This is a genomic window from uncultured Pluralibacter sp. (assembly GCF_913775985.1).
Lineage (GTDB): Bacteria > Pseudomonadota > Gammaproteobacteria > Enterobacterales > Enterobacteriaceae > Pluralibacter.
The window spans coordinates 1-8,035 of record NZ_CAJYMB010000110.1; the positions used below are offsets into that span (position 1 = coordinate 1).

Here is an 8,035-nt window from a genome sequence, read left to right on the forward strand (position 1 = left end):
ACTGGAGTTCAGACGTGTGCTCTTCCGATCTCTCGCAGTGGTTGCGTACGGTAGCGGCCTTCTGCTTCGCTTTCTGATCAATGACATATTTCAGCGCCAGCAGCATGCCGAGCCCGATAAACGCGCCCGGCGGCAGCATCGCGAGCAGGAACGGCGTATCGGTGTGAAACACTTCAATGCGCAGCGCTTTAGCCCAGCCGCCCAGCAGACCGTCCGCGCCGTCAAACAGCGTACCGTTGCCAAGAATTTCGCGAATGGAGCCCAGCACGAACATCGCGCAGGTGGCGCCCAGCCCGATGGAGAAACCGTCCAGCGCCGACAGCGCCGGTCCTTTTTTCGCGGCAAAAGCTTCTGCGCGGCCAACCACGATGCAGTTGGTAACGATCAGCGGGATAAAAATCCCCAGCGACTGGTAAAGACCAAATGCATAGGCGTTGATCAGCATCTGCACGCAGCTAACCACCGAGGCGATGATCATTACGTAGATGGGGATGCGGATTTCGCTCGGCGTCCAGCGGCGCAGCAGTGAAACAAACAGGTTGGTCAGGGTCAGCACCAGCGTCGTAGCCAGGCCCAGTCCGAGGGCATTGGTCGCGGTTGATGTCACCGCCAGCAGTGGGCACAGGCCCAGGAGCTGCACCAGCGAGGAGTTGTTTTTCCATAATCCCTGGACAATAACGTCTTTAATTTCGCTCATAGTCTACTCTTCACAGGGGCTAAGTTGATTGAGGCTGGCCGGCAGCGTTTGCGCATACAGCCCGGCACGCTTGACGGCATTGACCACTGCCCGCGGGGTGATCGTCGCCCCGGTGAACTGGTCAAATTCGCCGCCGTCTTTCTTCACGGCCCAGCGGCTGTCGCCCGCGCCGTGGATTGCTTTCCCGCTAAAGTGGGTTATCCAGTCGGAAAGCCGCAGCTCGATTTTGTCCCCCAGCCCCGGCGTTTCGTGATGCTGGGTGACGCGCGTCCCGAACACCGTACCGCTGAAGTCGGCGCCAACCAGCAGCTGAATCGCGCCAGAATAGCCGTCAGGTGCGGTGGTCTCCATCACTACGCCTGACGGGACATTGTCCTTCAGGGCGATATAGATCTTATGCGGTCCTTTACCCAGCGGTGGCGCCGTTACGATAAAACAGTTTTTCAGCAGGTCATTATTATAGCGATCTTGCGGAATCACCTGATCAAAAAGCGCCATTTGCTGTTTAGCCGACTGAATATCAATGGTGCTTTTGGTCAGCTCATTGATAATCGCCGTTGCGCCGGTGGCCCCGGCGGCAAACAGCGCCAGCGTGATCCCGTGTTTTTGAATAGTCTTCAGCATCTCAGTCTCGGCGATGTCCGTAAACGCGCGGGCGCGTGTAGTAATCGATCAGCGGCACCGTAATATTGGCCAGCAGCGTCGCGAAGGCGACACCGTCGGGATAGCCGCCGAAGCTGCGGATCAGCCAGACCAGCAGACCCGCCAGCGCGCCGTAAACCAGGCGGCCGCGGTTGGTGGTGGATGCGGTCACCGGGTCGGTGAGAATAAAAAAGGCGCCCAGCATCGTGGCTCCTGACAGCAGGTGTATCTGCGGCGAGGCCAGGGTTTCCGGTGAGAACAGCCAGCCGAGGGTAGCGCACGCGGTGAGGCTCAGCAGAAAACTCACCGGAATGTGCCAGCGGATGGTCTTTTGCCACAGCAAAAACGCGCCGCCTGCCAGATAGGCAATGTTAATCCACTGCCAGCCAATCCCGGCCAGCGCGCCGCGATAAATAGACGCCTGCATAATGTCGCCAACGCTGTGTCCGGCGTGCAGCGAGGTTTTGAAGTTATCCAGCGGCGTTGCCTGGCTTATGCCGTCAACGCCCATGCGCAGGGCGTCCACCGTTGCGCCATCGGCGGCGTGGCCGCTAAAAATAATCTGCAGCGTATCGATAAAATCCGGAACCGAGGCGGCAAGACTTTGCGGCGGCAGCCATGAGGTCATCTGTACCGGAAAAGAGATCAGCAGCACTACATAACCGATCATTGCCGGGTTGAACGGGTTGTTGCCGAGGCCGCCGTACAGCTGCTTGGCGATAACCACCGAGAAAACCGTGCCGAGGACAATCATCCACCAGGGCGCCAGCGGGGGGATGCTGATGGCCAGCAACAGTCCGGTGAGCAGGGCAGAGTTATCGGCCAGCGACTGGGCCACCGACTGTTTGCGCAGGCGCACGATAGCCGCCTCGGCCAGGCAGGCCGCAGCAGCGGCCAGTAGCAGCTGAACCAGTGTGCCCCAGCCGAAATACCACGTCTGCACCGCAATGCCCGGCACCGCGGCCAGCATCACCAGCAGCATTATGCGCGAGGTCTGGCGATGATTGTGGGTATAAGGTGAACTCGCTATCTTAAAAACCATTTAATCCTCTTTCACTGCCTGCTGTGCGGCTTTTTTAGCCTGCGCCCTGGCGATGGCGGCAGCAACGGCGGCTTTGCGCGGATCGTCGCTGGCGGAAGCCGGGGCGGCGGCCTGCTGTTGTTCTGCCTTGCGGGCCTTGGCGCGGGCAATAGCGGCCTCAACCGCGGCCTTGCGGGGATCGGCTGCTTCGGCTGCCGGTTCAGCGGCAGCGGGCTGCTGCTGTGCTGCCTTGCGGGCTTTAGCCCGGGCAATAGCGGCCTCAACCGCGGCCTTGCTGGGATCGGCTGTTTCGGCAGCCGGTTTAGCGGCGGCAGGCTGCTGCTGTTCTGCCTTGCGGGCCTTGGCCCGGGCAATCGCGGCTTCAACGGCGGCCTTGCGAGGATCGGCTGCTTCGGTGGTCGATTCGACGGCAGCGGGCTGCTGCTGTTCTGCCTTGCGCGCCTGTGCCGCGCGGGCCTGCGCCTTCCGCGCTTCCCGGGCCGCAATCACTGCACTGTTATCCGGCGTCGCACCAGGCGCTATCACAATGGATTGCGGCGCCTGCTGTTTTTCGCGCGCGCGGGCCAGGGCGGCGTCGATGGCCGCCTTGTCCTGTGCGGCGGGCTGAACGGCGGCCTGCTTGTGGCGTTCCAGCCTTGCCGCTTTCTCGCGATCGAGGCGCTGCTGGCGGGCTTCAAAGCGCGCCTTGGCCTCTGCCGCCCGTTTCTCTTCCTGGCGTATCGCGCTTATCTCGGCTTTTTCCTGACGGAAATACTGCACCAGCGGAATGCTGCTCGGACACACCCACGCGCAGGCCCCGCATTCGATGCAGTCGGAAAGATTATGTGCGGTCGCTTTGTCGTGCTGCTGACCTTTACTGAACCAGTAGAGCTGCTGGGGCAGCAGATCCGCCGGGCAGGCATCGGCGCAGGCGCTGCAGCGGATGCAGCCTTGCTCTTCCTGGACTTCGCCGGTTTCTTTCGCCGACGGCGCCAGCAGGCAGTTAGTGATTTTTACTACCGGGACGTCGAGCCACGGCAGGGTAAAGCCCATCAGCGGGCCGCCCATAATTACCATCTGCTCTGCGGCGGGGTTAAAACCGGCGTCGTTGAGCAGGTGGCGTACCGGGGTGCCTAACCGGGCCCAGACATTGCCGGGGCGCGCGACGGACTCGCCGGTCAGTGTGACCACGCGCTCGGTAAGCGGTTCACCGTCGACAATCGCGCGCTTCACCGCGTAGGCGGTGCCGACGTTTTGCATTAGCACGCCAATATCGGACGAACGCCCGCCGTGGGGAACCTGCTTGCCGGTCAGAATTTGCGTCAACTGTTTGGCGCCGCCGGAAGGGTACTTGGTGGGGATCACCCGCAGCTGGATATCCCGTTCGTCGGTTAGCGCCGCACGCATCATGGCGATAGCCTGCGGTTTATTATCCTCAACGCCGATCAGCACCAGCTCTGGCTGCAAAATGTGGGCCAGAATGCGCACGCCGTCGATAATCTGGGCGGCGCAGTCCTGCATCAGCCGGTCGTCGGCGGTGATATAGGGCTCGCACTCGGCGGCGTTAATAATCAGGGTCTTAATTTTGTCACCGCCGCCGCGCAGCTTAACGCCGGTGGGAAAACCCGCGCCGCCGAGGCCGGCCACGCCGTACTGGTGGATACGTTCAATCAGCGCCTCGCGGCTGCGCTGGCGCCAGTCGCTCCAGCCCTCTTTCCCGAACCAGCGGTCTTCGCCATCGGCATCAATGACCACGCTCATTTCCGACAGGCCGGAAGGATGCGCGGTGGGGTGCGGTGCAATGGCCGCCACGGTGCCGGAGGTCGGTGCGTGGACGGGCAGCATTTTGCCCCAGCCGCGGGTCAGCGGCTGGCCGCGCAGCACCCGATCGCCGGGCGCGACGCAAAGCTCGCCCTCGGTGCCGATATGCTGTTTAAGCGGCAGGGTGTAGCGCTGCGCCAGCGGGACCTGGCGCAGCGGCGTGCCGCTGGACTGGGTTTTCATCTCTGGCGGATGAATACCGCCATCGAAATCCCAGATTTTGTCCTTTTTGAACGCAGAAAATAGCTTAAACATGATGTTCCACGGGAATATTACGAACCGGGATGGTATGCAGGTCCCACTTCCAGCTCTCCGTCGTTTCAGCAACGGGGTGCAGCGTGATGCACTGGGTCGGGCAGGGGGCGACGCAAAGATTGCAGCCGGTACAGAGATCGGCCACTACCGTATGCATCGCGCGGGTAGCGCCGACGATAGCGTCCACTGGACAAGCCTGAATACATTTGGTGCAACCGATGCAGTTGGCTTCGTCAATCACCGCCAGCAGGCGCGGAGGCTCTGCCGCATCTTCATCGCCGTCAATTGGCTGTGGTTCAACGTTGAGCAGGGCGGCAATTTTCAGCATCACCGCCTCGCCACCGGGCGCGCAGCGGTTAATATTTTCGCCATTGGCGCCGACGGCCTCCGCATAGGGGCGGCAGCCCGGATAGCCGCACTGGCCACACTGGCTCTGGGGCAATATTTCGTCAATTTTCTCGACGATCGGATCGTCTTCTACCGCAAAGCGGCGGGAGGCGTAGCCGAGAATCGCGCCAAAAATCAGGCCCAGCGCGCTAATCGACGCAATAGCAATCCACACCAGCATCATTACAGCTTCACCAGACCCGTAAAGCCCATAAATGCCAGCGACATCAGGCCGGCCGTAACCAGCGCGATAGCGTTACCGCGAAACGGTGCCGGAACGTTGGCGACCACCAGGCGCTCGCGAATGGCGGCAAACAGCACCATCACCAGCGAGAAGCCAACGGCGGCGGAGAAGCCGTACAGTGCAGACTGCAGGAAATTATGGCCAAGGTTAATGTTCAGCAGCGCCACCCCGAGTACCGCGCAGTTGGTTGTGATCAGCGGCAGAAAGATGCCCAGCAGGCGATACAGCGCGGGGCTGGTTTTACGCACCACCATCTCCGTAAACTGCACCACCACCGCAATCACCAGAATAAAAGCGAGAGTGCGCAGATAAACCAGGTTCAGCGGGATCAAAATCCAGGTGTCGATCAGCCAGGCGCACACCGAGGCGATAGTCATAACGAAGGTTGTCGCCAGCCCCATGCCCATCGCCGTTTCCAGCTTTTTGGAAACGCCCATAAACGGACACAGTCCCAGAAACTTCACCAGAACGAAGTTGTTCACCAGAACGGTGCCGACAAAAAGAAGTAGGTAATTAGCCATGTTGCAACGTGTGACCTGAGACTAAAAAAGCCGCCTATTATCTGATAAAGCCGAACAGGCGACAACGTAGTGTTTGTGTGGTTATTACGGGTTAACGAACGTCCGCTTAACCCGCGACGACCGCTTAAAATAGGGTACCATCAGCGAGGTGGCCAGCAGCGGAAATACCAGCTGTCGCATCGCCACAGCGTCCGGCACAGGCGAGAAAGCGAAAGTTTTTATCGCCAGCAAAACCGAAATCAGCAGCCACAGAATATAGTGCTTAGGCACGAGGCTGCGGCGCTTGAAAAAGGCTACCGTTAGCCAAAGGGTGTAGTACCACATGAGCGCTGCGGCCAGCAGCGACAGCAGCCAGAGGCTTAACCTGCCGGGGCCTAATGCGCTAAGCCTGCCGAGCGCATCGGGAGAAATCAGTACGCCGGCATAGAGCAGAATCGCCAGCGACGCGCTCACTGAGGCGACAATCAGCCAGGCCAGCGGCGCGAGCAGCCAGCCGCCAATACGTTCTGCGGACATCTCTTCTCCTGAGTCAGAGCGGGTAAAAAGCTGGGCAAGTATAAGCAACTGGCCGCGGGGAAAACAGTGTTACTGCACGTAATGCCAAACGGTTTTCGGCACCTGGCCAATATCGAACAGGCGTCCGCCGGAAACCAGCTCGGCGCGGCGGTGGTCTGCTGCGCGGTACATATTGATGATGTCAGTGCTGTCGGTCAGAGAGTAATTGAGGTGATCGAATAATTTTTCCAGACTTTCCAGAGAGCTTACTTTGCGAAATTTTAATAGATAGTCCTGAACGGTCATAGTAAACCTTGCCATTTAAAATATTGTATTTATTGGATAAAGCGCATTTCTGTATACCTGACAATATTTTATCACCCTCTGCCGGCAGGCAGGCGACACAGGAATATCTGCGTCGAGAGAGCATAAAAAAAGTAACGGCAGGCTAATGCACTGCTGTCAGGTTAAAATACGAGGTTTTATTAATGCAAATACCGGCCGGGCAGGCCTGCGGAAATGAAGATTACCGTCATTTGAATCGCCAGGCAACTGCCGTCAGCGTCCATAAACGGAGATTTTTACGCTTTATTGTGTCCCTCGTGATGGTAATCAATAAATACTGCGATTTTTACTATAGTCATGCGCGCACAGCGGGTCAGGATCAAAAACGGCCGCCGGAAGGCGACCGCTATTTTTATGCGGTTTTCACCGTTTGCGCTTTTGCGTCTGCCGCAGGCGTTTGATAATCATCAATATGATGTGCAACCACCAGCAGCATCAGCGAAACCCCAAGAACCACCCAGCCAATTAGCTCAATAATGCGATTAAATACAAGAGTCATATCATTCGTATCGCCAAATTTAACAAGAATGAAATGTTAACCGCATCGGCGAAAAGTCGCCAGGGCAAGTGGCAATTTTATATTCAGCAGGAGAATACTTTCGGATTTTGACTCTCTACAATGTGGGTTTAAGAATGCCAGGCTTATACCGATAAAGTTAAGCAAAAGCGTAATACAAAGAGGAGGAGCAATGAGCGATACAATTCGGGTCGGCCTGATAGGCTACGGCTACGCCAGTAAGACGTTCCACGCCCCGTTAATCGACGGCACGTCGGGCATGACCCTGGCGGCCATCTCCAGCAGCGACGAGCAGAAAGTCAAAGCCGACTGGCCTTCTACCGCGGTGGTGGGCGATCCGCAGCAGCTGTTCAGCGATCCGTCGATAGATCTCATCGTTATTCCTACGCCGAATGACACCCACTACCCGCTGGCGAAAGCAGCTCTCGAAGCCGGCAAGCACGTAGTGGTTGATAAACCGTTCACGGTGACACTGTCACAGGCCAGGGAGCTGGAAGCCGTCGCGCGCCGCTGCGGTCGCCTGATTTCAGTTTTTCACAACCGCCGCTGGGACAGCGACTTCCTCACCGTAAAATCGCTGATTAACGACGGTACTCTTGGGGAAGTCTCCTATTTCGAGTCGCACTTCGACCGCTATCGCCCGGAAGTCCGCAACCGCTGGCGCGAGCAGGGCGGCCCCGGCAGCGGCATCTGGTACGATCTTGGGCCCCACCTGCTGGATCAGGCGATAACTCTGTTTGGCCTGCCGGTGAGTCTGGCTGTCGATCTCGCTCAGCTGCGCCCCGGCGCGCATTCCACCGACTATTTTCACGCGGTGCTGGCCTATCCCCAGCGGCGCGTGATCCTGCACAGCACCGTGCTGGCCGCGGCCGAGACGCCGCGCTATATCGTGCACGGCTCCCGTGCAAGCTACATAAAGTACGGCGTTGACCCGCAGGAGGACCGGCTGAAAAACGGCGAACGCCTGCCGCAGGAGGACTGGGGGTATGACATGCGTGACGGCGTGCTCACCCGGGTTGACGGCGACGAACGCCGGGAAGAAAGCTGGCTGACCACGCCGGGAAACTATCCCGCTTACTATGCCGGCATT

At 58.9% G+C, this 8,035-nt stretch carries 9 protein-coding genes; 1 reads left to right on the forward strand and 8 read right to left on the reverse strand.

Annotated features, from left to right (window positions below; all coding sequences use genetic code 11):
* Positions 1 to 700: 700 nt before the first annotated feature.
* From rsxG to blr, 8 genes are all read right to left on the reverse strand, one after another.
* Complete coding sequence (gene rsxG / locus QZ766_RS13400) at positions 701 to 1,321, reverse strand: electron transport complex subunit RsxG (RefSeq protein WP_297202762.1); 621 nt, start codon at positions 1,319 to 1,321, stop codon at positions 701 to 703.
* 1 nt (position 1,322) lies between these two features.
* Positions 1,323 to 2,381 (reverse strand): electron transport complex subunit RsxD, encoded by a 1,059-nt coding sequence (gene rsxD / locus QZ766_RS13405; protein WP_297202764.1) that lies wholly within the window; start codon positions 2,379 to 2,381, stop codon positions 1,323 to 1,325.
* Positions 2,382 to 4,436 carry an electron transport complex subunit RsxC gene (gene rsxC, locus QZ766_RS13410; RefSeq protein WP_297202766.1) on the reverse strand — a complete coding sequence of 685 codons (2,055 nt, stop codon included), beginning with the start codon at positions 4,434 to 4,436 and terminating at the stop codon, positions 2,382 to 2,384.
* Positions 4,429 to 5,007: an electron transport complex subunit RsxB gene (rsxB, locus tag QZ766_RS13415; protein ID WP_297202768.1), complete on the reverse strand. Its 579-nt coding sequence runs from the start codon at positions 5,005 to 5,007 to the stop codon at positions 4,429 to 4,431. The genes rsxC and rsxB overlap by 8 nt, the downstream gene beginning before the upstream one ends.
* Complete coding sequence (gene rsxA, locus QZ766_RS13420; protein WP_297202770.1) at positions 5,007 to 5,588, reverse strand: electron transport complex subunit RsxA; 582 nt, start codon at positions 5,586 to 5,588, stop codon at positions 5,007 to 5,009. Before rsxA ends, rsxB begins: the two co-directional genes overlap by 1 nt.
* Before the next feature lie 84 nt (positions 5,589 to 5,672).
* Complete coding sequence (locus QZ766_RS13425; RefSeq protein WP_297202772.1) at positions 5,673 to 6,104, reverse strand: DUF2569 domain-containing protein; 432 nt, start codon at positions 6,102 to 6,104, stop codon at positions 5,673 to 5,675.
* A 69-nt stretch (positions 6,105 to 6,173) separates the two neighbouring features.
* Complete coding sequence (gene ydgT, locus QZ766_RS13430) at positions 6,174 to 6,389, reverse strand: transcription modulator YdgT (RefSeq protein ID WP_297202773.1); 216 nt, start codon at positions 6,387 to 6,389, stop codon at positions 6,174 to 6,176.
* A gap of 391 nt (positions 6,390 to 6,780) precedes the next feature.
* Positions 6,781 to 6,927 carry a division septum protein Blr gene (blr, locus tag QZ766_RS13435; protein WP_297202775.1) on the reverse strand — a complete coding sequence of 49 codons (147 nt, stop codon included), beginning with the start codon at positions 6,925 to 6,927 and terminating at the stop codon, positions 6,781 to 6,783.
* A gap of 190 nt (positions 6,928 to 7,117) precedes the next feature.
* On the opposite strand from blr, the gene QZ766_RS13440 reads away from it, so the two are divergent.
* Positions 7,118 to 8,035: oxidoreductase (locus QZ766_RS13440; protein ID WP_297202777.1), on the forward strand; the 918-nt coding region annotated here is incomplete at its 3' end.

Excerpts from the sequence above, each read along its gene's own strand:
- rsxC (WP_297202766.1), bottom strand. The coding sequence starts at position 4,436 with ATGTTTAAGCTATTTTCTGCGTTCAAAAAGGACAAAATCTGGGATTTC.
- QZ766_RS13425 (WP_297202772.1), bottom strand. The coding sequence starts at position 6,104 with ATGTCCGCAGAACGTATTGGCGGCTGGCTGCTCGCGCCGCTGGCCTGG.
- rsxB (WP_297202768.1), bottom strand. The coding sequence starts at position 5,007 with ATGATGCTGGTGTGGATTGCTATTGCGTCGATTAGCGCGCTGGGCCTG.
- ydgT (WP_297202773.1), bottom strand. The coding sequence starts at position 6,389 with ATGACCGTTCAGGACTATCTATTAAAATTTCGCAAAGTAAGCTCTCTG.
- rsxG (WP_297202762.1), bottom strand. The coding sequence starts at position 1,321 with ATGCTGAAGACTATTCAAAAACACGGGATCACGCTGGCGCTGTTTGCC.
- rsxA (WP_297202770.1), bottom strand. The coding sequence starts at position 5,588 with ATGGCTAATTACCTACTTCTTTTTGTCGGCACCGTTCTGGTGAACAAC.
- rsxD (WP_297202764.1), bottom strand. The coding sequence starts at position 2,381 with ATGGTTTTTAAGATAGCGAGTTCACCTTATACCCACAATCATCGCCAG.
- blr (WP_297202775.1), bottom strand. The coding sequence starts at position 6,927 with ATGACTCTTGTATTTAATCGCATTATTGAGCTAATTGGCTGGGTGGTT.